The 22,341-nt window shown below is 71.0% G+C and carries 19 protein-coding genes; 15 read left to right on the top strand and 4 right to left on the bottom strand.

Annotation, left to right across the window (positions count from 1 at the left end):
• The first annotated feature begins 160 nt into the window (after positions 1–160).
• Genes ABIE44_RS13380 through ABIE44_RS13370 form a run of 3 tightly spaced genes read left to right on the top strand, consistent with a single transcriptional unit; the run spans position 161 to position 5,992 of the window.
• Entirely contained in the window at positions 161–4,768 is a 4,608-nt protein-coding gene (locus ABIE44_RS13380) for an ATP-dependent helicase (RefSeq protein ID WP_209723257.1), read from the top strand.
• Positions 4,761–5,537, top strand: coding sequence for an Fpg/Nei family DNA glycosylase (locus ABIE44_RS13375; protein ID WP_209716827.1), 777 nt, complete (start codon positions 4,761–4,763; stop codon positions 5,535–5,537). The genes ABIE44_RS13380 and ABIE44_RS13375 overlap by 8 nt, the downstream gene beginning before the upstream one ends.
• A 29-nt stretch (positions 5,538–5,566) precedes the next feature.
• Complete coding sequence (locus ABIE44_RS13370) at positions 5,567–5,992, top strand: HNH endonuclease (RefSeq protein ID WP_354438072.1); 426 nt, start codon at positions 5,567–5,569, stop codon at positions 5,990–5,992.
• Here the strand turns inward: ABIE44_RS13370 and ABIE44_RS13365 are convergent.
• Positions 5,920–6,144 carry a hypothetical protein gene (locus ABIE44_RS13365; protein ID WP_209716829.1) on the bottom strand — a complete coding sequence of 75 codons (225 nt, stop codon included), beginning with the start codon at positions 6,142–6,144 and terminating at the stop codon, positions 5,920–5,922. The genes ABIE44_RS13370 and ABIE44_RS13365 overlap by 73 nt on opposite strands.
• Before the next feature lie 123 nt (positions 6,145–6,267).
• Between ABIE44_RS13365 and ABIE44_RS13360 the strand changes: the two genes are divergently transcribed.
• Genes ABIE44_RS13360 through ABIE44_RS13335 form a run of 6 tightly spaced genes read left to right on the top strand, consistent with a single transcriptional unit; the run spans position 6,268 to position 13,132 of the window.
• Positions 6,268–7,773 carry a spermidine synthase gene (locus ABIE44_RS13360; protein ID WP_209716832.1) on the top strand — a complete coding sequence of 502 codons (1,506 nt, stop codon included), beginning with the start codon at positions 6,268–6,270 and terminating at the stop codon, positions 7,771–7,773.
• A gap of 48 nt (positions 7,774–7,821) precedes the next feature.
• The gene (locus ABIE44_RS13355; RefSeq protein ID WP_209716835.1) at positions 7,822–8,904 is read left to right on the top strand and encodes a glycoside hydrolase family 26 protein; all 1,083 of its coding nucleotides are present in this window, start codon (positions 7,822–7,824) and stop codon (positions 8,902–8,904) included.
• A gap of 55 nt (positions 8,905–8,959) precedes the next feature.
• The gene (locus ABIE44_RS13350; protein ID WP_209716838.1) at positions 8,960–9,895 is read left to right on the top strand and encodes a hypothetical protein; all 936 of its coding nucleotides are present in this window, start codon (positions 8,960–8,962) and stop codon (positions 9,893–9,895) included.
• Between the two features lie 10 nt (positions 9,896–9,905).
• Complete coding sequence (locus ABIE44_RS13345) at positions 9,906–10,907, top strand: 5'-3' exonuclease (protein ID WP_209716841.1); 1,002 nt, start codon at positions 9,906–9,908, stop codon at positions 10,905–10,907.
• Positions 10,908–10,921: 14 nt separating this feature from the next.
• The gene (locus tag ABIE44_RS13340; RefSeq protein ID WP_209716843.1) at positions 10,922–11,557 is read left to right on the top strand and encodes a DUF6629 family protein; all 636 of its coding nucleotides are present in this window, start codon (positions 10,922–10,924) and stop codon (positions 11,555–11,557) included.
• 9 nt (positions 11,558–11,566) lie between these two features.
• Positions 11,567–13,132 (top strand): peptide chain release factor 3, encoded by a 1,566-nt coding sequence (locus ABIE44_RS13335; RefSeq protein ID WP_209716846.1) that lies wholly within the window; start codon positions 11,567–11,569, stop codon positions 13,130–13,132.
• Here ABIE44_RS13335 and ABIE44_RS13330 read toward each other — a convergent pair.
• Both ABIE44_RS13330 and ABIE44_RS13325 read right to left on the bottom strand, forming a co-directional pair.
• The gene (locus tag ABIE44_RS13330; RefSeq protein WP_209716849.1) at positions 13,129–13,770 is read right to left on the bottom strand and encodes a LuxR C-terminal-related transcriptional regulator; all 642 of its coding nucleotides are present in this window, start codon (positions 13,768–13,770) and stop codon (positions 13,129–13,131) included. The two genes, ABIE44_RS13335 and ABIE44_RS13330, sit on opposite strands and share 4 nt — an antisense overlap.
• Complete coding sequence (locus tag ABIE44_RS13325; protein ID WP_209716852.1) at positions 13,763–15,037, bottom strand: ATP-binding protein; 1,275 nt, start codon at positions 15,035–15,037, stop codon at positions 13,763–13,765. Before ABIE44_RS13325 ends, ABIE44_RS13330 begins: the two co-directional genes overlap by 8 nt.
• 122 nt (positions 15,038–15,159) lie before the next feature.
• Between ABIE44_RS13325 and ABIE44_RS13320 the strand changes: the two genes are divergently transcribed.
• From ABIE44_RS13320 to ABIE44_RS13310, 3 genes are read left to right on the top strand one after another with little or no spacing between them, the layout of a single operon-like run.
• Positions 15,160–16,437: a PspC domain-containing protein gene (locus tag ABIE44_RS13320; RefSeq protein ID WP_209716855.1), complete on the top strand. Its 1,278-nt coding sequence runs from the start codon at positions 15,160–15,162 to the stop codon at positions 16,435–16,437.
• A complete protein-coding gene (locus tag ABIE44_RS13315; RefSeq protein WP_209716858.1) occupies positions 16,434–16,787 on the top strand; it encodes a hypothetical protein in 354 nt (117 codons plus the stop codon). Before ABIE44_RS13320 ends, ABIE44_RS13315 begins: the two co-directional genes overlap by 4 nt.
• Positions 16,784–16,993: a PspC domain-containing protein gene (locus tag ABIE44_RS13310; RefSeq protein ID WP_209716861.1), complete on the top strand. Its 210-nt coding sequence runs from the start codon at positions 16,784–16,786 to the stop codon at positions 16,991–16,993. Before ABIE44_RS13315 ends, ABIE44_RS13310 begins: the two co-directional genes overlap by 4 nt.
• A gap of 99 nt (positions 16,994–17,092) precedes the next feature.
• On the opposite strand, the gene ABIE44_RS13305 is transcribed toward ABIE44_RS13310, so the two are convergent.
• Complete coding sequence (locus tag ABIE44_RS13305; protein ID WP_354438071.1) at positions 17,093–17,842, bottom strand: MerR family transcriptional regulator; 750 nt, start codon at positions 17,840–17,842, stop codon at positions 17,093–17,095.
• 191 nt (positions 17,843–18,033) lie between these two features.
• Here ABIE44_RS13305 and ABIE44_RS13300 point away from each other — a divergent pair, with 191 nt between their 5' ends.
• The 3 genes from ABIE44_RS13300 to ABIE44_RS13290 all read left to right on the top strand — a co-directional run bounded on the left by ABIE44_RS13300 (position 18,034) and on the right by ABIE44_RS13290 (position 22,341).
• On the top strand, positions 18,034–19,173 hold the full coding sequence (locus ABIE44_RS13300) for an acyl-CoA dehydrogenase family protein (RefSeq protein WP_209716875.1): 1,140 nt from the start codon (positions 18,034–18,036) through the stop codon (positions 19,171–19,173).
• A 45-nt stretch (positions 19,174–19,218) separates the two neighbouring features.
• Positions 19,219–20,409 carry an acyl-CoA dehydrogenase family protein gene (locus tag ABIE44_RS13295; protein ID WP_209716878.1) on the top strand — a complete coding sequence of 397 codons (1,191 nt, stop codon included), beginning with the start codon at positions 19,219–19,221 and terminating at the stop codon, positions 20,407–20,409.
• A gap of 81 nt (positions 20,410–20,490) precedes the next feature.
• Positions 20,491–22,341, top strand: coding sequence for an AMP-dependent synthetase/ligase (locus ABIE44_RS13290; protein WP_209716881.1), 1,851 nt, complete (start codon positions 20,491–20,493; stop codon positions 22,339–22,341).

Below are 22,341 nucleotides of genomic sequence, written 5' to 3'. Positions count from 1 at the left end.
CGCGGTGGCGCTCAGGGACCAGCCCGAACTCGTCCGGACGCAAACTATACACAGTTAATAGAGTTTGTTTTCTTGATGGACAAAATCATGGATGGGACCTGCGTCACGCCTGACGCCCTCTCCGTCGGGGCGCCCGGCGGTGTCGGAGCGCTGCGTCATGATGGAGTGCGTGGAACAGTTCAGCGAGTCGACCCGGACGTGGTTCGAGGCTGCCTTCGCTGCTCCCACGCCGGCCCAGACCGGGGCGTGGGAGGCCATCTCGGCCCGGCGCAACGCGCTGGTCGTCGCGCCGACGGGTTCCGGCAAGACCTTGGCTGCGTTCCTCTGGTCGCTGGACCGGATCGCCTCCGAGCCGCGCCCGCCGGAGAAGACCAAGCGCTGCCGCGTCCTCTACATCTCTCCGCTCAAGGCGCTGGCCGTCGACGTCGAGCGCAACCTGCGCGCACCGCTGGCGGGCATCCGGCACACGGCCGACCGTCTGGGGGTCGAGGTCCCGGAGATCTCCGTGGGGGTCCGGTCCGGGGACACCTCCCCCGCCGACCGCCGTCGCCTGAGCACCAGTCCCCCCGACATCCTCATCACCACCCCCGAGTCGCTCTTCCTGATGCTGACCTCGCAGGCGCGCGAGGCCCTGCGCGGCGTCGAGACCGTCATCCTCGACGAGGTGCACGCCGTCGCCGGCACCAAGCGCGGAGCCCATCTGGCGCTCTCCCTGGAACGCCTCGACGAGCTCCTCGACCAGCCCGCCCAGCGGGTCGGCCTCTCCGCCACCGTCCGCCCGATCGAGGAGGTAGCCCGCTACCTCGGTGGAGCGGCCCCCGTCGAGATCGTGGCGCCTCCGTCGGAGAAGACCTGGGACCTCAAGGTCGTCGTTCCGGTCGAGGACATGACCGCCCTGGACACCGACGACGACTCCCCGCGCAACGGCTCGATCTGGCCTCACGTCGAAGAACGAGTCGTCGACCTCATCGAGCAGCACACCTCCACGATCGTGTTCTGCAACTCACGACGGCTGGCCGAACGCCTCACAGCCCGCCTCAACGAGATAGCCGCGGATCGTGCAGGCTCGGTCGTCGAGCTTGCCGAGACGTCCCACCCCGTCTCGGCAAGCTCGACGACCGGAAAGCGCACCCCCGCAGAAACCATGGCCCAGTCCGGCCAGAGCCACGGAGCTCCCGCCGTCATCGCTCGCGCCCACCACGGTTCGGTCTCGAAGGAGCAGCGCGCGATCATCGAGGACGACCTGAAACGAGGTCGCCTCCCCTGCGTCGTCGCCACCAGCAGCCTCGAGCTCGGCATCGACATGGGCGCCGTCGACCTGGTCATCCAGATCGAGTCGCCCCCCTCGGTCGCGAGCGCCCTGCAACGCGTCGGACGCGCCGGCCACCAGGTGGGCGAGACGTCCCGCGGCGTCCTCTTCCCGAAGCACCGGGGCGACCTGGTCCCCACCGCCGTCGCCGTGGAGCGGATGCGCTCGGGCGGGATCGAGGCCCTGCGCATCCCGACCAACCCGCTCGACGTCCTCGCCCAGCAGATCGTCGCCGCCACCGCGCTCGATCCGTGGCAGACCGACGCCCTCTACGAGCTCGTACGCCGCACGGCCTCCTTCGCGGGGCTCCCGCGCTCGGCGTTCGACGCGACGCTGGACCTGCTGGCCGGGCGGTACCCGAGCGACGAGTTCGCCGAGCTGCGCCCGCGGATCGTCTGGGACCGCGTGACCGGCATCGTCACCGGGAGACCGGGCGCCCAGCGCCTAGCGGTGACCTCCGGCGGCACCATTCCCGACCGAGGGCTGTTCGGCGTCTTCCTCGTCGGAGCCGCAGAGTCGTCGGGCGGGCGCGGTGGCGGCCGCGTCGGCGAGCTCGACGAGGAGATGGTCTACGAGTCCCGCGTCGGCGACGTCTTCACCCTGGGCACCAGCACCTGGCGCATCGAGGACATCACCCACGACCGCGTGCTCGTCTCCCCCGCCCCCGGGCAGCCCGGGCGACTGCCCTTCTGGACCGGCGACGCACTGGGCCGTCCCGCCGAGCTCGGCGAGGCGGTGGGCGCGTTCACCCGGGACCTCGCGGCCCTGCCCCCGAAGGAGGCGATCGCGCGAGCGCGGGACGCCGGCCTCGACGCGTGGGCAGCGGACAACCTGGTCACCCTGCTCACCGAGCAGCGCGAGGCCACCAACGTCGTCCCGCACGACCGGCAGCTGGTCGTCGAGCGGTTCCGCGACGAGCTCGGCGACTGGCGCCTGGTGGTGCACTCCCCGTTCGGCACCCCGGTGCACGCACCGTGGGCGCTGGCGATCAACGCGCGGCTGCGCGAGCGGTACGGCGTCGACGCGCAGGCGATGGCGGCGGACGACGGCATCGTGCTGCGCATCCCGGAGACCGACCAGGACCCGCCGGGGGCGGAGATCATCGCGTTCGAGCCCGACGAGATCGACCAGATCGTCACCACCGAGGTGGGCGGCTCGGCGCTGTTCGCCTCCCGGTTCCGCGAGTGCGCCGCCCGCGCCCTGCTGCTCCCCCGTCGCGACCCGGGTCGGCGGTCGCCGCTGTGGCAGCAGCGGCAGCGCTCGGCCCAGCTGCTCGAGGTCGCCTCGCGCTACCCGTCGTTCCCGATCGTGCTCGAGACCGTCCGCGAGGTGCTCCAGGACGTGTACGACGTCCCGGCGCTGACGGCACTCCACCGGCGGATCTCCGAGCGCCAGGTGCAGCTCGTCGACGTCTCCACCCACCGCGCGTCCCCCTTCGCCCAGTCGCTGATGTTCGGGTACGTCGCCGCGTTCATGTACGAGGGCGACTCCCCGATCGCCGAGCGCCGGGCCGCTGCGCTCACCCTCGACCAGGGTCTGCTCGCCGAGCTGCTCGGCCGGGCGGAGCTGCGCGAGCTCCTCGACCTCGACGTGCTCGAGGAGGTCGAGGCCGAGCTGCAGCGACTGCGGGGCAAGGAAGGGGCCGAGGACCGCCGCGCCCGCGACGCCGAGGGCCTGGTCGACGTGATCCGGATGATCGGACCGCTGAGCACCGCCGAGCTCGTCGACCGCTGCACCGCCGACGTGCCCGACGCGCTGGCCCTGCTCGCCGAGGCCCGCCGGATCGTCGAGGTCCGTGTGGCCGGCGAGGCCCGCTGGGCGGTCGTCGAGGACGTCGCCCGTCTCCGCGACGGGCTCGGTGTTCCCGTCCCGCCGGGCACGCCGGACGCGTTCACCGACCCGGTCGCGGATCCGCTGGGTGACCTGATCGCTCGGTACGCGCGCACCCACGGCCCGTTCACCACCGCCGAGGTGGCCGACCGCCTCGGCCTCGGTGTCGCCGTCGCCCGGCAGAACCTGCTCCGACTCGCCGCTGCCGGCCGCGTGCTCGAGGGCGAGTTCCGACCGTCCGGCTCGGGGAGCGAGTGGTGCGACGCCGAGGTGCTGCGCAAGCTCCGCCGCCGTTCGCTCGCCCGGCTGCGCCAGGAGGTCGAACCGGTCGAGCCCGCCACCCTAGGCCGGTTCCTGCCTGCCTGGCAGCAGGTGATCGGGGCGCGCAGCGGCGGTTCTCCGGTGCGCGGGCTCCGCGGACCCGACGGGGTGGTCGCTGTCGTCGAGCAGCTCGCGGGCTGTGCCGTTCCCGCCTCGGCCCTCGAGTCACTGGTGCTGCCCAGCCGGGTCGCCGACTACCAGCCGGCGCACCTCGACGAGCTCACCGCGTCCGGGGAGGTGCTCTGGGCCGGGCACGGCGGCATCACCGGCGCTGACGGCTGGATCTCCCTGCACCTCGCCGACGCGGCACCGCTGACCCTTCCCGGCCCGGGCGACCTGGTCCTGACCGACGAGCACCAGGCCCTCCTCGAGGTGCTGTCCGGCGGTGGGGCCTACTTCTTCCGCCAGCTCGGCCAGCAGCTCGCCTCCACCGACGACCGGGCCCTCTCGGCGCTGGTGTGGGAGCTCGTCTGGGCCGGTTACGTCGGGAACGACACCCTTGCTCCCCTGCGCGGACTCACCCGGTCGGGCACGGCGAGCCACCGAGCCCGGCGTACGCCGCCGCGGGCGCGGGTCACCACCGCCTCCAGCCGTTCGGCGCTGCCGTCGCGCTCCGGCCCGGCCGACATGGCCGGCCGCTGGTTCCTGCTCCCCGAGGTCGAGAGCGACCCGACCCGTCGCGCCCACGCCGCCGCCGAGGGCCTGCTCGACCGGCACGGCGTCGTCACCCGAGGCGCGGTGATGAGCGAGCGCACCCCGGGCGGGTTCGCGGCGGCGTACAAGGTGCTGTCGAAGTTCGAGGACTCCGGTCGCGCCCGCCGCGGCTACTTCGTCGAGGGTCTCGGCGCTGCCCAGTTCGGGACGGCCGGCTCGATCGACCGGCTGCGCACCTACGGCACCGCCAGCACCGAGGAGAAGCCCACCGGCGTCACCCTGGCAGCCACCGACCCCGCCAACCCGTACGGCGCCGCGCTCCCCTGGCCCGCCTCCGCAGGCTCGACCGCCGAGACCCGGGGTCACCGCCCCGGACGCAAGGCGGGCGCACTGGTCGTCCTGGTGGACGGCGAGCTGGCGCTGTACGTCGAGCGCGGCGGCAAGACCCTGCTCACCTTCTCCGAGGACGGTGCCGTGACCGGCGCTGCGATAGAAAGTCTGGGCACCGCCGTACGCCGCGGCGCTCTGGGACGTCTCACCGTGGAGAAAGCAGACGGTGCCGGGATCCTCGGCGCCGAGTCCGAGCAGATCCGAACCGCGTTGGAAGCCGCCGGCTTCATCGCCACCTCCAAAGGACTGAGAATTCGTGCCTGAGGGCGACACCGTCTTCCACACCGCGCGGCGGCTCGACCCGCTCGTCGGCCAGGAGCTGACCAGCACGGACTTCAGGATCCCCAGCCTGGCGACCGTCGACCTGTCCGGGCGGACCGTGGTCGAGTCCGCGAGCCGCGGCAAGCACCTGCTGCTGCGCCTGTCCGGCGACGTGACCATCCACTCGCACCTGAAGATGGAGGGCCGCTGGGACCTGCAGAAGCCCGGCGAGAAGTTCCGTCGGCCCGAGTTCGACATCCGCGCACTGCTGCGCACCGAGCAGCACCAGGCCGTCGGGTACGCCGTCCTGCTGGACGTGGTCCCGACCGCGGAGGAGCACAGCCTCGTCGGCCACCTCGGTCCCGACCTCCTCGGCGCCGACTGGGACCCCGAGGTCGCGGTCGAGCGGCTGATGCGTCTCCCGCACGTGCCGATCGGCGAGGCGCTCCTCGACCAGCGCAACCTCGCCGGCATCGGCAACGTCTACCGCGCCGAGATCTGCTTCCTCTCCGGCGTCGCTCCGCGCACCCCCGTCTCGGCCGTACCGAACCTGCCGCGGATGGTCACCCTCGCGGCCCGGTTGCTCGACATCCACCGCGACAAGGCGAGCCGGGTCACCACCGGCGACCGTCGCCCGGGCCGACGACTCTGGGTCTACGGCCGCAAGGGCCCGTGCCTGCGCTGCGGCACGACGGTGCTCATCGACGAGCTCGGACCCGAGGGCCAGGAGCGCACCGTCTGGTGGTGCCCGTACTGCCAGCCTCCCCGCTGACGGTGCCCCTCGCCCCTACGCTGAGCCGCATGCCCACGACGAGCCGCAAGGCGCGGTACGCCAAGCGCCGCAAGCGTCGGATGGACCAGGTCGAGCACGACCTCAGCTCCGAGCAGTGGGCGGCGCTCCAGGACCTGTGGGGCGGGTGCGCCTACTGCGGCGCGACGGACAAGCCGCTCCAGCGTGACTGCGTCCAGGCCATCTCGCGCGGCGGCCGCTACACCCTCGACAACATCGCCCCGGCGTGCGGCTCCTGCAACGCCAGCAAGTGCAACGACGAGGTCACCGGGTGGCTCCGCCGCAAGCGCCTCGACGAGCGCGCATTCCTGCAGCGGCACGTCGAGATCCAGGCCGAGCTCGCCACCCGGTTCGCGGCCGGGGCTCAGTCGGCGTCGGAGTCCTCGACCGACTCCTCGGCGGTCAGCGCGAGCGCCACGATGCAGAAGCCCGCGTAGGCGACCGCCAGCGAGCCGGTCACCAGCAGCTCGCCGCGTCGTACGCCGTCATGGCCCACCAGCAGCCGTGCCCCCAGGGCCAGGGGTCCGAGCACCAGGGTCACCCAGAGCACCGCCCGGACCGGGTGCAGCTTGGTCTTCGTCGTCGCCACGCGTGTTCTCCGATCTTCTGCGGGCCGGGTGCCCGTCGGAGAAGGACGCTCGGGAGGTCGTCGCCATCACGCGCTATCGCCGGACAGCGCGAGCGGTACCCACCACCTCGCTAGGGTCGGCGCGTGGCCACACGATCCCGCTCCCTCGAGCTCCTCGTCTTCGCCGTCGGAGCCGGCACCCTCGGCGCCGAGATCGCCGCAGCCCGCCTGCTCGCCCCGTGGTTCGGCGCGAGCACGATCGTCTGGGCCAACACCATCGCGATCGTGCTGGTCGCGCTCTCGATCGGCTACGCGCTGGGCGGCCGGTTCGCCGACCGGGACCCGCGGCCGGCCGCGCTGGCCCGGATCGTGCTGGTCGCCTCCGCGCTGCTCGCGATCGTCCCGTTCATCAGCGGTCCGTTCCTGCGCCAGGCCGTGAAGGCTGTCGACCAGCTCAGCGCCGCGACGTTCCTCGGTTCGCTGGTCGGCGTCGGCGTGCTGCTCGCCGTACCGCTGCTGCTGCTCGGGATGGTCTCCCCGTTCGCCGTCCGGCTCTCGGTCGACTCGGTGGCCGACGCCGGTCGGACCGCGGGTCGGCTCTCCGCGATCGCCACCGTGGGCTCGCTGACCGGCACGTTCCTGTCCTCGCTGCTGCTCATCCCGGTGGTCGGGACGCGGCGCACGTTCCTGATCTTCGCCGCCGCGATGGCGCTCGCCGCGCTGCCGCACCTGACCCGTGGCCGGCTCCCGGCGCTCGGCGTACCGGGGGTGATCCTCGTCCTGATGGCACTGCCGACCGGCACCCTGAAGAGCGCTGAGTCCGGCGACAAGGTGGTCTGGGAGAAGGAGACCGAGTACCAGTACGCACGGGTGATCCTCGATCCGGACGGGCAGCGGTCGCTCGAGCTCAACGAGGGCCACGCCGTGCACTCGGTCTACACCCGGGACACCTGGCTGGTCGGCGGCTACTGGGACGAGATGCTGGCGCTCTCGACGGCAGGTGGCGGCGAGCCACCGGGCTCGGTGGCGATCCTCGGCAACGCCGCGGGCACGACCGCGCGCGCGATCGGCCACTTCTTCCCGGGCACGCGCATTGACGCCGTCGAGATCGACGGCGAGCTGACGAAGGTCGGCAAGGAGCAGTTCGACATGACCGGCCCCGACCTGCACACCCACACCGCCGACGCACGTCCGTGGCTGCAGGCGACCTCGCGGACGTTCGACGTGATCATGATCGACGCGTACCGGCAGCCGTACATCCCCTTCTACCTCGCGACCGAGGAGTTCTTCGACCTGGTCCGCAAGCGCCTCGACCCGGGCGGGGTCGTGATCGTGAACGTCGGCCACCCGGCCGACTCCGACGCACTGGAGAAGGTGCTCACCGCGACGATGGCCACCGCCTTCGGTCCTCAGAACGCCTGGCGCGACCCGGTCAACGACACCAGCACGGTCCTGCTCGGCACCTCCGGCGGCGACCCGGCAGGACGGCTCCGGCAGGCGGCCACGAGACTGCCCGACGACCTGGCGGACGTGCTCGAGGACAGCGCCGACCGGCTCGCGCCCGGCCTGAAGGGCGGGAGGGTCTACACCGACGACAAGGCGCCGGTGGAGTGGCTGGTCGACACCTCGCTGGCCGCCGAGGCCGAGTAACCCTCGGCACCACCCGGAGTTCATCTCGTTGCCCTAGCATCCGGCGCGATGACTGAGGGCCTGGACCGACGGAACCTCCTGCGCCTGGGCGCAGGCGGCGCGATCGCCTCCGGTCTGGGGCTCGCGGACCTCGGGACCGCGTCCGCCGCTCCCGCCAGGAAGAAGCGGAAGAAGAAGGTCGGCAAGCCCAAGGTCCCCGGCACCTACCGCGATGCCGCCGGGACTGCGCACAGCCTCGCCTACCTCGGCCTGTACGACGCCCGGCGCGTCCCCGGTCTCTCGGAGCCCGAGCCTCTGGAGAACCGGATCGGGCGCCGGGTGTCCATCAACCACAGCTTCCGCCAGCCGCCCGAGGCCCCCTGGGGTCCGCTGAAGGCCCGGATGCTCAAGGACAAGGCTGCCGGACGGATCCCGATGCTGTCGTGGGCCGGTGGTGAGAAGCCCGGCATCGCCGACCACGACGCGGCGGCGCTGGCCCGGCTCCGCGAGATCGCGGCCGGGAAGCGCGACGCGGCGATCAACGGACAGGCCAAGGCGCTGCGCGACTTGAGGACGCCGGTGTTCCTGCGCTTCACCTGGGAGTTCGACACCCGCTACGCCGGCCCCGTCGGCGTACGGACGCACAAGGCTGCCTGGCGGCACGTGGTCAAGCGGTTCCGCGCGGTCGGAGCGACCAACGTCGCGTTCGTCTGGTGCCCCACCTGGCAGGCCTTCGGCAACGGCCGGGCCGCGGCGTTCTACCCGGGCGACACCTACGTCGACTGGATCGGCGTCGACGGTTACGCCCGCACGCCTGACTACCGGACCTTCTACAAGCTCTTCGCCGACGCCAGCGCGTTCGCCGTGAAGCACCGCAAGCCGCTGATGGTCTCCGAGACCGGGGTCCACCGGCTCGACAGCGGGGTCGACGTACCGGCAGATCGGACCGCGCAGAGCACCTGGCTCGACGCGCTGCGCACCGACCTGGACAAGGACCGGTTCAGCAACGTCAAGGCGCTGCTCTACTTCCACGTCGACGGTGACGACCACCCGCTGCCGAACCAGTGGCGGGTCACCGACCCTGGCGACGGACCCGCTTTGCTGTCCTTCAAGGCCTTGGCCCGGCACCCGCGGCTGCGAGCGGTCCGCTAGCCCGCTCCGCGGCACGTCCACGGCGCCGGACGGCGTACACGGCACAATGACGCCCATGGAAGCAGACGACCTCGCGTCTGCCGACGACCTCTGGTGGTCCTGGGCAGTGCTCGCAGCGGGCGACCGCCTGCCCGAGGGAGCCGTCGCGAGCCTCGACACCGAGGAGCACGTGCTGTCCTACGAGTACGGCGGCTCCTGGGCGCGGATGCAGCGGATCGGCGGCGGCCGGGCGGTCATCTGGGGCGCTGCGGCGGGGTCGACCCGGGACGCGATCAGCACCCACCTCGACCCGCTCGAGGGTGCTCCGGACTGGGCCAGCTCGAACGCCGTGTGGCGCTCGATCCGGACGGTGAAGCCCGGCTTCCTGGCGTGGTACTCGCGCGACGGCTGGGACACCAGCACGACCGGCATGTTCAGCGGTGTCGTCGACCTGCTCGCCCCGCTGCTGCGCGGCGACCCGCACCTGGTGGCAGCGGCGCGCGGCGGCACCGCCACCGACGAGCTGCTCGTCCGCGCGCACGGCGTCGCCCACGTGGCTGCTCAGGGGGCGATCCGCAAGCGGCTCAAGAGCCAGATCCACCGGCAGATGCGCGAGGCACACGAGCGCGACCGCGGTCTCCCCGAGCGTCCCACCCTGCTCGCGCGCTGGCACCGGGTCAGCGAGCCGGGCATCAGCTTCGAGTACACCGTCCTCGTCGACCAGGGCGAGCTGGTCCCCCTCGGCGACGCGCCCTGGCTCCCCGAAGCCCTCCAGGTCAGCCTCTCGAACATCCTGCGGGAGCTGCACCTCGCCGAGGCCGGCGAGGAGTCCGGCGCGTGGATCGCCGCCCAGGTGCGGGCCGCGTCCGGCCGGATCACGATCGCCCGCGCGTTCGACAGCCTGCCCGCCTGGTACACCGGCAAGGGCCCCACCCTGCGTGCGCTGACCTGGGAGATGCAGCAGCGCAGTGCCGTCTGGCGGCCCGCCTGGGCCACCCTGCTCCCGGCCTGATGCTCGCGTGATGTCCGTGCCTGACCGCCCCCGCAAGCTCCTGCTCGTCGTCGACGCCCCGTCGCTGCTGCACCGCAACCACCACGCGCGTGCCTACACCCAGGTCACGGACCGTTCGGGACGACCGGCGTGGGCTCTGCGCGGCATGCTGCGCCAGATCATCGAGGCCATCGACTCCTTCGCCCCGGACGCGGTGCTCTTCGGGCTCGACGACCGGACCTACTCCGAGCGCGCCGCCCTCTACCCCGACTACAAGGCGGGCCGGGCCGAGAAGGACGCAGCGCTCGTCGACCAGCTCGACCGCGCCGGAGCGCTTCTCGACGCTCTGGGTCTGCTGACCCTCACCCCGCCGGGACTCGAGGCCGACGACGTCAACGCCTCCGGCGCGACCTGGGCCGAGGCGAACGGCTGGAGCTGCGTCATCATCACCTCCGACCGGGACGCGTTCGCGCACATCAGTGAGCACACCCAGGTCCTCCGTCTCATCGACGGCGGCATCAACGGATCCCCGCTGCTCACCCCGAAGCGCCTGTTCGCGATGTACGGCGTCGCCGCCGAGCACTACCTCGAGTACGCCGCACTGCGCGGAGACGCCAGCGACAACCTCCCGGGTGTCAGCGGTATCGGCGAGAAGACCGCGGCCACCCTGCTCGCCCAGGTCGGCTCGATGCGGGCCGTCTGGGCCGACATCGAGCAGAACGAGGGCCGCGTCCTCGCCGCGACCCTGGACGCCTGGGCCGAGGAGACCGGCAGGCGGCGGATGGGCGCGACCGTCGTGCGGCGGCTCTCGGCGCCGGGCGCCAAGGAGCGGTTCGACTTCAACGTCCGGATCATGTCGGGACGGCACGACCTCGAGCTCGGACTGACCCCGGACGTCCCGGGCAGCCGCGGGCTGCTGCCGCTGGATCCCGACCGGGTCAGCCGCGTCGTGGGTTTCCTCGACGACCACGCGACCACGACGCTCGCCGTCCGCGTGCTCAGCACCGACCCCGCCTCGGCCACGAGCCGGTAGGCCAGGAGCCGACCGTGTGCTTCGCCCCCGAGGCCGACCTCGTCGCCGGTGTCGTCGTCACGGCGATCGGCGTGGACACCCTGCGCCGCACGTCGCGCCGCGAGCTGCTGCCGCTGGCGGCCCTGCCGCTGGTCTTCGGCGTGCACCAGCTGATCGAGACCCTCGTCTGGTGGAACCTGCGCGGCGAGGTCTCCGACTGCGTCGGTCGGCCGGCCGCGTGGATCTACGCGCTGATCGCGCTCTGCATCGTCCCCGTGCTGGTCCCGGTCGCGTTCGTCCGCGCGGACGCGATCTCGTCGAGGCCCCTCGCGCGCCTGCTCGTCGCAGCGGGCGTGGTGTCCGCGACCATCCTGTTCCTCACCCTGCTGTTCGGGACGATGCATGCCGGCATCAAGGGCCACCACATCGACTACCACGTCGGGACACCGTGGCTGCCGTTCACCTTGGGCCTGTACGTCGTCGCGACGTGTGCTCCCGGCCTGCTCGCGAACAGCCCGCCCCTGCGGGTCTTCGGTGCTGCCAACCTGGTCGTCGTCGTGCTGCTGATGTGGCTGGCGCAGTCGGCGCTCGTGTCCCTGTGGTGCGTGTGGGCCGCGATCAGCAGCGTCCTGATCAACGTCCATGTCAGGAGACGCGCGCACACCCGGTAAATTCGTCCGGTGTCCGACAACCGCCCTCGCCGCACCTTCGCCGTCATCAGCCACCCCGACGCGGGCAAGTCCACGCTGACCGAGGCGCTCGCGCTGCACGCCCGGGTGATCACCGAGGCCGGCGCCGTGCACGGCAAGGGCGACCGACGCGCGACGGTCTCGGACTGGATGGCGATGGAGAAGGCCCGCGGCATCTCGATCACCTCCGCGGCACTGCAGTTCGTGTACGGCGACCACGTCGTGAACCTCGTCGACACCCCCGGCCACAGCGACTTCTCCGAGGACACCTACCGGGTGCTGTCCGCGGTCGACTCGGCGGTGATGCTGGTCGACGCCGGTAAGGGGCTCGAGCCGCAGACCCTCAAGCTCTTCCGGGTGTGTGCGCTGCGCGGTATCCCGGTGATCACCGTGATCAACAAGTGGGACCGCCCGGGACTGTCGCCGCTGGCGCTCATGGACGAGATCCAGGAGCAGATCAAGCTGCGCCCGACGCCGCTGACCTGGCCGGTCGGCGAGGCCGGCGACTTCCGCGGGGTGCTGGACCGGCGTACGGGTGAGTTCGTGAAGTACACCCGCACCGCCGGCGGCGCGACCCGCGCTCCCGAGCGCAGGATGTCGGCCACCGAGGTGGAGGAGTCCGACCGCGCCGTGTGGTCGGACGCGGTCGAGGAGCACGAGCTGCTCACCCTCGACGAGGCCGACCACGACCAGGAGAAGTTCCTGGCCGGCGAGACCACCCCGGTCATGTTCGCCTCCGCGTTGCAGAACTTCGGCGTCGCCCAGCTGCTCGACCTGCTGCTCGAGCTCGCGCCAGGACCGAGTGCGACCGAGGGCGTCGACGGCTCGGTCCGCCACCCGGACGACGCGTTCAGCGCCTTCGTCTTCAAGGTGCAGTCCGGCATGAACAGCTCGCACCGCGACCGGCTCGCCTACGCCCGGGTCGTCTCCGGTGTCTTCGAGCGCGGCATGGTCGTCACGCACGCGGCGACCGGCCGGCCGTTCGCGACGAAGTTCGCGCAGTCGATGTTCGGGCGCGAGACCACCTCGGTCGAGACCGCCGCCCCCGGCGACATCATCGGGCTGGTCAACGCCCAGGCCTTGCGCGTCGGCGACACCATCTACGAGGGCGAGCGGATCGACTACCCGCCGGTCCCAAGCTTCGCCCCCGAGCACTTCATGACCGTGAGCGCCAAGGACATCGGCCGGTTCAAGCAGTTCCGCAAGGGCATCGAGCAGCTGGACCAGGAGGGCGTCGTGCAGGTGCTGCGCTCGGACCTGCGCGGCGACCAGAGCCCCGTGCTCGCAGCCGTCGGGCCGCTCCAGTTCGAGGTCGTCGAGGAGCGGATGGCCAACGAGTTCAACTCCCCGATCCGGCTGTCCCGGCTCGACTACGGCGTCGCACGACGTACCGACGCCGAAGGCGCCAAGGAGCTCGCGGGCATCCGCGGCTCCGAGGTGCTGCAGCGCTCGGACGGCACCTACCTGGCGCTGTTCGCCGACAAGTGGCGGGCCAACAACGCGGCCCGCGAGAAGCCGGACGTGCTGCTCGAGGAGCTCCCGGCCGGCGGCAGCTAGAGGAGCCTGCGCTCGGAAGCCCACCGCGTGAGCTCGTGCCGCGAGCTCAGCTGGAGCTTCCGCAGCACCGAGCCCATGTGGGTCTCGACGGTCTTGATCGAGATGAACAGCTCGCCGGCGACCTCCTTGTAGGAGTAGCCGCGGGCGATCAACCGCATCACCTCGCGCTCCCGGTCGGTGAGCCGGTCCAGGTCCTCGTCGACGGCGGCGACCTCGATCGTGCCGGCGAACGCGTCCAGCACGAAGCCCGCCAGCCGCGGCGAGAACACCGCGTCCCCGGCGGCGACCCGGTCGATCGCGTCGACGAGCTCCTCGCCGGTGATCGACTTGGTGACGTACCCGCGCGCCCCCGAGCGGATCGTGCCGATCACGTCCTCCGCGGCGTCGGAGACGCTCAGAGCGAGGAACTTGGTGTCGACGGCCTTGCCCGCCGTACGACGGATGACCTCGGCGCCACCACCGCCGGGCAGGTGGACGTCGAGCAGGACCACCTCCGGCTGGCCGGCGAGCACCGCGGCGACGGCTTCGTCGACGTTGGCGGCCTCGGCGATCACCTCGACCGCATCACCGAGCTCGGCGCGCACGCCCGCCCGGAACATCGCGTGGTCGTCGACGATCACGACGCTGCGCCTAGCCATGCGAGTCACTTCCCGTCGGTTGGGTCAGGCGGACCTCGGTGCCCGAGCCCGGGGTGCTGCGGATCTCCGCAGTGCCACCGTGCCGGCGCATCCGTTCGATGATGCTGTCACGGACGCCGTGCCGGTCGCTCGCCACGCTGTCCAGGTCGAAGCCGGTACCGCGGTCGCGCACGAAGATCTCGATCGTCCGGGCGGTCGCCTCGGCGTACACGTCGACCTTGGCCGCCCCGGAGTGCCGGGCCGCGTTCACGACCGCCTCGCGGGTGGCGAGGACCAGCGCACGCAGGTCCTCGGTGACGGTCCGGTCGCCCACGCAGACCACCTCGACCGGGACGCCGTACGCGTCCTCCACCTCGCCTCCCAGGGCACGCAGCGCGACCGCCAACGTGGTGGTGTCCCCGCCGGCGGAGTCGAAGAGCCAGGAACGCAGGTCTCGCTCCTGGGCGCGTGCCAGCCGCGCGACGGCGGACGGGTCGCCGGCGGACTTCTGGATCAGGGTCAGCGTCTGCAGCACGGAGTCGTGCAGGTGCGCAGCGACGTCGGCCCGCTCCTGGGACCGGATCCGCTCGGCACGCTCCTCGCCGAGGTCGGAGGTCAACCGGATCAGCCACGGGCCGGTGATCAGCGCGATGCCGAGCAGCCCCAGCGCCGTCGCCACGCCGACGTCGCGGACGGCACCCCAGCCTCCGCCGCCGACGGAGACGCCGATGATCGCCGAGCCGACCATGAGCACGCCGATGACCAGGCGCAGGTACGGCGCCGGGCCGCCGTCCCCGACGACGACCCGGATCAGGCTGATCCGGCCGGTGGAGTCGACCCAGCGCTCGCGCTGCGCCTCGTCGGCCTGGCGCCACAGCACCGCGACGCCACCGACGGCGAGCAGGACGGGGACGAGGAACTGGCCCCGCCCGCTCACCATGGCGAGCAACAGGCAGATGCCCAGACCGAGCGCGCCCAGCGCGATCAGCGGACCGTAGTCGGCGAGCTTGAGCATCCGGCGCGGGCGCTTGCCCTGCCGGTCGACCGCGGCGAGCCCGGGCGCCGCGTCGTCGAAGTGCCGCTGGACCGGGAGCACCATCCACAACGCGGCGTAGAACATCACGCCGAAACCGCCGATCACGGTGGCCGCGATGAAGCCGATCCGGACCGTCGAGACCGCCATCCCGAGGTGCTCGGCCAGGCCGGCAGCGACGCCGCCGACCACGCCCTCGTCGGCGTTCCGATACGCCTTGCGCACGGGCGCAGGAGGAGTCGCGGTGCCGGTCATGGATCCATCGTGGCATCCGGAACGCCGTCGGACATCAGGTGAGACCCCGAGACGGACCCCTGACCCAGAACCAGGGTGGTCCCCGATAGGAATCACCCCTCCGGAGAACCACGATGGATGACATGAACACGACTCCTCACGACTCGGGCACCGGCCAGACCCAGGCCGAGCCCCCGCCGGCAACGCACCAGCAGCTGCCGCCGCCGCACCAGGACCTGGACCGGCTGCGCCGCAGCGTCTCCGACCGCTACATCGCCGGTGTCGCCGGCGGCCTCGGTCGGCACTTCAACGTCGACCCGACCGTCATCCGGGTCCTGCTCGCCGTCCTCACCCTGTTCGGTGGCGCCGGCGTCCTCGTCTACGCCGTCTGTTGGGCGTTCGTGCCCGAGGAGGGCAGCGAGAAGGCAGCGATCAGGACCGGCAGCGACGCCCGCAAGATCCTGCTGCTCGCCGCCGCCGGCATCGCGGTCCTGCTGGCCGTCAGTGACTCCTTCAGCGGGTTCAACGCCGGCTTTCCGATCGCCGGCGTGGCGGTGGTCATCGGCGTGATCATGATCGCTCGCGACCGCCGGGCCGAGAAGCGCGCCGGAGCGGGCGCGCCTCCGGTGCCCCCGATGCCGCACGCCCCCGAGCACGACTACACCGAAGGCCGTTCGTACGTCGGGTCCTCCTACACCGGGTGGATCCAGCCGGGCGAGGAAGCCGCTGCGCCCAGCTACGGGGCTGACTACCGGCCGCCGGCGTACCAGCCGCCCGTGATCGCGCCGCCGATCCTGCCGCCGCACCCCAAGCGCACCGGGATCCTCTGGTTCTGGCCGACGCTCGCCCTGATCGCCATCGCCCTGGGCGTCGTCGGGATCATCGACGGCTCGCACGACGTGCACGCCGGCGTCTACCCGGCCACGGCACTGGCCATCACCGGTGTGATGCTGCTGGTCGGCTCGTTCGTCGGGCGCCCGGGTGGCCTCATTCTCCTCGGCATCGCCTCGACGACGGCCCTCAGCGCCGCCACCGTGCTCGGCTCGTTCAACTTCGACGACAGCCGTCAGCTCGAGGACAACCCGACGAGTGCCGCGGCGGTCCCGTCGAGCTACCGGGTGCACTTCGGCGAGATCGTCGTCGACCTGACCGACGTCGCGGACCCGGAGAACCTGGCCGGTCGCGAGATCAGGATGCGCCTCAACGCCGGCGAGATCCGGGTGATCGTGCCGAAGAGCCTGAACGTCGACATCGAGGCCGACCTGGGCTTCGCCGGCGGGATCAACATCCCCGGGTACGACGGCGGTGGCTTCGAGGTCTCCCGCGAGAAGCGCTTGGTCGGCGTACCGGCCAGCACCGCAAGCCCCCTCGAGCTGGACCTGGACGTCCGGGTCGGCCAGATCACCGTGGAGCGACGATGAACGACAACAACAGCAGCAACCGCCCCTTGGGCGTGGTCCACCTGGTCTTCGGCCTGGTCTTCTCCGGCATCGCAGCGATCTGGTGGATCGGCGAGGCGAACGACAAGGACGTCTCCGACCTCGCCGCCGGCTTCCCGGTGGTGCTGATCGGCGCCGGGATCATCGGCCTCGCGGCCAGCGTCGTGAACCAGCGCCGCGCCAAGGAGCGCCTGGCCGCGGCCCGCGCAGCAGCCGTGGAAGCCAGCGAGGTCACGGCAGCCGAGACCGAGGTCGTCGAACCCACCCAGACCATTCCGACCCAGGCGGTCCCCGATGACACCCTGGTCATCAACGAGAAGGACGAGTCATGAACTACGCCGAGAGCACTCCCGAGCCCAAGCGCCTGACCCGCGCGACCGACGACAAGATGGTCGCCGGCGTCTGCGGAGGCCTGGCCCGCTACTTCGGGGTCGACCCCACTCTGGTCCGCGTCGCCCTGGTCATCGCCCTGGTCGTCGGGTTCCCCGCCACCGTGATCGCGTACCTCGTCGCCTGGGCGATCACGCCGATGGCCTGAGCTCACTCAGGTGCACGAAACTGGCAGGGCAGCCCGATGCAACGGGCTGCCCTGCCGGTTTCACGCCAGCAGGCGTGAAACCGACACCGCATCTCCGCGTCACCGCGAAAGCGAGCGCGTGATCACCTGGTTCGCCGCCCGCTGGAACCCGCTCACCACGGCCTCGAGCGTCAGCTGGCGCAGCCGCGCCATCGTGTGCTCGAACTCGGCCTTGTCGGCCTCGGTCTTCGGGCTCTCCAGGTACGGCGTCAGGACCTGGTCCTTGAGCACGGCGGTGAGCTCGTCGGCCAGCTCCTCCATGTGCCGGTTGATCGCCACGCCGGCGGCCACCATCGAGTCGACCGGGATCGGCAGGTCGAGCACCTGCAGGCCGACGGAGAACGCAGGAAGGATCTCGTAGCGGCCGTCCTCGACCTCGTCGATCGACATGGTCGCGACCAGACGGGCCAGCGCGTCGTCGTCGAGCTTGCGACCGGCGCGGGACTCGAGCTGGCGCCGGGTGACCACCTCGTGGCCGCCGGTCTTCCAGCTGGTGAGCATCGCGCGCTGGACGGCGAGGTCCTCGACCGACGCGTCGGCGGGGATCTTCGCGAGGTACTTCTCGATCGCGGCGAGGGTGAAACCGTGGTCCTGCAGCGCGCGGATCAGCTCGAGGCGGGCGCGGTGCTGGGCGGAGTAGTAGGCCATCCGGCCGCGTCGCATCGGCGGCGGCAGCAGCCCCAGTCCGGCGTAGTAGCGGGTGGTCCGGACGGTCATCCCGGTGATCGAGGCGAGCTCGTCGACGGTGTACGACGCCTCGACGGAGTCCGTCGGCGAGTCAGCCGGCTCTTCGGTGCGCGACGCGCTCACGACGTCTCCTTACCGGGTGCGGCGGGCTGTGCCGGGACTGGCACCGTGCGACTGTAACAGTAGAACTGGCAGGTTTGGGGAGCACTTCGTGGCCGAGGTCACAGGGCTCTTGTATCGTGACAGTATTGCTGTAACAGTTGCGTTGTCACCATCGCGAGCAGTACCCAACCCCGAGAGGCCGACCCAGCCCCATGCGCGACATTTTCACCGCAGAACACGAGGACTTCCGCAGCACCGTGCGTACCTTCATGGAGAAGGAGGTCGTCCCCTTCCACGACCAGTGGGAGAAGGACGGCATCGTCCCGCGCGAGATCTGGACCAAGGCCGGCGAGCTCGGCCTGCTCTGCTTCGACGTACCGGAGGAGTTCGGCGGCGCCGGCATCGACGACTTCCGCTTCAACGTGATCGTCTCCGAGGAGCAGACCCGCGCCGGAGCCAACGGCCTCGGCTTCTCGGTGCACTCCGACATCATCGTCCCCTACATCTCCGCCGTCGCGAACGACGAGCAGAAGCAGCGCTGGCTGCCGGGCTGCGTGTCCGGCGAGCTCATCACCGCGATCGCGATGACCGAGCCGGGCACCGGATCCGACCTGCAGGGCATCCGCACCAGCGCCGTCGACAAGGGCGACCACTACGTCCTCAACGGCTCGAAGACCTTCATCTCCAACGGCATCCACGCCGACCTGGTGGTCGTCGTCGCGAAGACCAACCCCGAGGCCGGCCACCTGGGCTTCAGCCTGCTGGTCGTCGAGGAGGGCATGGAGGGCTTCGAGCGCGGTCGCAACCTGGAGAAGATCGGTCTGCACGCCCAGGACACCGCCGAGCTCTCCTTCAACGACGTCGTCGTCCAGAAGGCCAACCTGCTGGGCGAGGAGGGTCAGGGCTTCATCTACCTGATGCAGAACCTCCCGCAGGAGCGTCTGATCATCGCTGCGCAGGCGGCGTCGGCGTGCCAGCACGTCGTCGACATCACGCTGGACTACGTGAAGACCCGCGAGGCGTTCGGCAAGCCGATCGGCAAGTTCCAGAACACGCGCTTCAAGGTCGCCGAGATGGCCACCGAGGCCCGGGTCACCCAGACCTTCGTCGACGACTGCCTGAAGAAGCACCTCGAGGGCAAGCTCGACACCACCGACGCGTCGATGGCGAAGTACTGGGCCACCGAGACGCAGCAGAAGCTGGTCAACACCGGCCTCCAGCTGCACGGCGGCTACGGCTACATGCTCGAGTACCCGATCGCCCGGGCCTACCTCGACAGCCGGATCTCGACGATCTACGGCGGCACCACCGAGATCCAGAAGGAGATCATCGGCCGGTCCCTCGGCCTCTGATCACCCAGCAACCGCGGCACGCCCCAACCGACAACGAGGAACTCCATGGACTTCAACCTGCCCGAGTCCGCGATCGCCGTCCGTGACGGCGTGGCCGCGGTTGCTGCCAAGTACGACAACGCCTACTGGTCCCGCTGCGAGGAGGAGCACCGCTTCCCCGACGAGGTCTTCAAGGACCTCGGCGACGGCGGATGGCTGGGCCTCTGCATCCCCGAGGAGTACGGCGGAGGCGGGCAGGGCCTCCTCGAGCTCGCGGTCGCCAACGACACCCTGTGCGCGTCGGGCGGCACCCAGGGCACCTTCATCTACGTGACCACTCCTGGCTTCGGCGCGATGACGCTGGTCCGGCACGGGACGCAGGAGCAGAAGGAGCGCATCCTGCCGGGGCTCGCCTCCGGCGACATCCAGTTCTCCTTCGCGCTCACCGAGCCGGACGCCGGCTCGAACGCCATCGAGATCACGACCCAGGCCCGCCGTGACGGGGACGACTTCCTGATCAAGGGCCAGAAGGTCTGGATCTCCAACGTCGAGCGCGCCGACTGGATGGTCGCGGTCACCCGCACGGTCCCGGCCGCCGAGGCCAAGGAGGCGGGCGGCAACCGCACCCACGGCTTCACCCTCTTCCTGGTCAACGTCAAGGAGGCGCTCGCCGCGGGCACGCTGTCCTACACGCCCATCCCGAAGATGGGCAGCAACATCCTGCAGTCCTCGCAGGTCTTCTTCGACAACGTCCGGGTGCCGGCCGAGAACGTCCTCGGCGAGGTCGACAAGGGCTTCGGTGTCCTCTGGGACGTCCTCAACCCCGAACGCATCCTGGCCGCCGCCGGCGGTGTCGGCTCGGCGGACGCCGCCCTCGACGTGGCGGCGAAGTACGCCCGCGAGCGCGAGGTCTTCGGCCGTCCGATCGGCTCGAACCAGGCGATCCAGTTCCCGCTCGCCCAGATCAAGGCGAAGACCGAGATGGCCCGGCTGATGACCTACAAGGCCGCCTGGCTCTTCGACCAGGGCCAGATGTGCGGCAACGAGGCCAACGTCGCCAAGCTGAGCGGCGCCCAGGTCGCCTGGGAGGCAGCCGACCAGGCGTTCCAGACGCTCGGCGGCATGGCGTACTCCAAGGAGTACCCGATCGAGCGGATGTTCCGCGACGCCCGGATCGGCAAGAACATCCCGGTCTCCGAGCAGCTGGTGCTGGCCCACATCGGTACGTCGATGCTCGGCCTGCCGAAGAGCTACTAGGAATCCCGGGAACCCGGGCCCTTCCCGGGACGTTCACGCCCGTAAGAGACTGTGACCCCCGCCACACACCAGGAGACCGCCATGACCGACGTCCTCACCGAGCGCAGCGAGATCGATGCGCAGATCGCCGGCCGCAACATCGCCCACGCCTTCGCCGACACGGTCGCGCGCCTCGGCGACGCCCCGGCGTACTCCGACAAGGTCGGCATCGAGGGCGCTGGGTGGCGGACCCTGTCCTGGGCGCAGCTGCGCGAGCAGGGCCTGGAGGTCGCGGCTGCCCTGATCGACCTCGGCGTCGAGCCCGGCGACCGGGTCGCCATCATGGCGTCCAACCGGACCGAGCACATCCTCGCCGACATCGGCGCCATGCACGCGGGCGCGGTCGGGATGTCGATCTACAACACCCTCTCCCCCAGCCAGGTCGCCTACGTCGCGGGCCACTCGACGCCGTCGGTGGTGATCCTGGAGAACGCCGACCACGTCGCGCGCTGGTCCGAGGCGCTTGCGGAGTCCGCACCGAAGCAGGTCGTCGTCATCGACCCGACCGCTGCTCCGGCCGGTGCCATCACCTGGGACGACCTGGTCAAGCGCGGCCAGTCGCTGCGCGCCGAGCTCGCCGACGAGATCGACAAGCGCTGGCAGGCCATCGCGCTCGACGACCCCGCGACGATCCTCTACACCTCCGGCACCACCGGGAACCCGAAGGGCGTCGTGATCAGCCACCACAACGTGCTCTTCGAGGTGGCCAGCACCGACAAGACCGTGGGTGCCAGCGCGGACGAGGACCTGATCACCGTCTCCTACCTCCCCTACGCGCACATCGCCGAGCGGGTGCTCGGCATCTACCTGCCGCAGGTCATGGGTGCGCACCTGCACCTGATCGCCGACCCGGCGCAGCTGGTCGGCGCCCTCGGCGAGGTGAAGCCGACGCGGTTCTTCGGGGTCCCGCGCGTGTGGGAGAAGATCCAGACGGGCATCAACGGCCTGCTCGCGATGGAGACCGACGAGACCAAGAAGCAGGCCGTCGCCGACGCCATGGCCGTCGGCCTGGAGTACGTCGAGTCGCTCCAGTACGGCAGCACGACGAGCCCTGAGCTGCAGGCGAAGTTCGACGCCGTCAACGCTGCCGTGCTGACGCCGATGAAGTCGATGCTCGGTCTCGAGCGGGTCGCCTGGGCCGGCAGCGCCTCGGCGCCGATGCCGCTGGAGACCGCGAAGTTCTTCGCCGGACTCGGCTTCTCGATCTACGACATCTACGGCATGACCGAGACCTGCGGCGCGGTCACCGCGTGCGGCCCGGGAGCCTTCCGCCTCGGCACCGTCGGCCGCGCGCAGCCGGGCATCGAGGTGAAGCTCGCCGAGGACGGCGAGATCCTCGCCCGCGGTCCGGTCACCACCTCGGGCTACCACAAGAACCCGGAGGCGACGGCCGACCTGATCGACGCCGAGGGCTGGGTCCACACCGGCGACATCGGCGAGATCGACGAGGACGGCTTCGTGAAGGTGGTGGACCGCAAGAAGGAGCTGATCATCACCTCGGCCGGCAAGAACATCGCGCCGTCGAACATCGAGAACATGCTCAAGGAGAGCCCGCTGGTCGGCCACGCGCTCGCGTTCGGCGAGGGCAAGCCGTACGTCGTCGCGATCCTCACCCTGGACCCGGACATCGCGCCCGTCATCGCCGGCAAGCTCGGCATCGAGGACACGAACCTGGCCTCGCTGGCGCAGAACGAGGCGATCCTCGGCATCGTCGGGCAGGCCGTGGAGAAGGCCAACGACCGGCTCTCGCGACCCGAGCAGGTCAAGAAGTGGAAGCTGCTCCCCGTCGAGTGGACTGCCGAGTCCGCCGAGCTCACCCCGACGCTCAAGCTCAAGCGCCGCGTCGTGCACACGAACTACGCCGACGAGATCGCCGGCCTCTACGAGAACTGA

This window comes from Marmoricola sp. OAE513 (assembly GCF_040546585.1).
GTDB lineage: Bacteria > Actinomycetota > Actinomycetes > Propionibacteriales > Nocardioidaceae > Marmoricola.
The sequence above is the reverse complement of the archived record's forward strand: the minus strand, read 5'-3'. Positions and strand labels throughout refer to the sequence as shown.